This window comes from Lepagella muris, assembly GCF_004793975.1.
In the GTDB taxonomy this organism is placed as follows: domain Bacteria; phylum Bacteroidota; class Bacteroidia; order Bacteroidales; family Muribaculaceae; genus Lepagella; species Lepagella muris.
Window position 1 is genome coordinate 1 of the sequence record NZ_SRYB01000085.1, and the last position, 690, is coordinate 690.

Sequence of the window (690 nt, forward strand, 5' to 3'; positions counted from 1 at the left end):
GCCATCAGTATGCCTGCGGCATCACCATTGTCAGACGAGTTGCAGATCCATGTCAGGTTGTCGATTATTATGGTCTTGATACTTAGCCCTAACGCCGTATCCTCAATCGACTTGATCACCGCCTCCTCAAAATTACAAGGTTCACAGTAATTTGCAGCATCCGACAGCTCCGCACGTTTGAAATTCTTATTGAACCCATACCGTTTTTGAGTCTGGGTATTTGTGAAACGGATTTGGAACTGCTTGTCGCTAAGCTCAAAGTCACAGTATAGCACCGGTCTTGTCTTTGATATTTCGTTGGCAATATTGCAGGCATATACCGATTTACCGAGGTTGCTGTCGGCAAACAGACAGCATATCTCCTCCTCATACCATAGAGATTTCCACAATGCCACCGGGTCCGGACGCATGAGGGCGTCCTCAATCCATTCGTTGGCATCCTTGATCTGTAGCAGACCGAAGTGACATTCGTTCATCAGTTGCTGGATCCGGTTTGGCTTGATAGGATTATCCGCCAAATTCCTGACAATAGAGATTCCCTCCTGAAGGGCACGTTCTCTTTTGAGATAGTCTTCAGCATCCGTAGGATAGAAGCTATTTCTTTGGGAATAGGATCCCCCTCCCCATCCTCTTGTATCGGGGATGGAGGAAATGCAAGCGAGCATATCGTTCATAATACCTTGTTTTTAG

1 protein-coding gene is annotated in these 690 nt (G+C 46.5%); it reads right to left on the minus strand.

Translation table 11 applies throughout. The annotated features are described in order from the left end of the window. The coding region (locus E5331_RS20105; protein ID WP_168355330.1) for an AAA family ATPase at positions 1-674 on the minus strand (674 nt) is incomplete at its 3' end. Positions 675-690 lie beyond the last annotated feature (16 nt).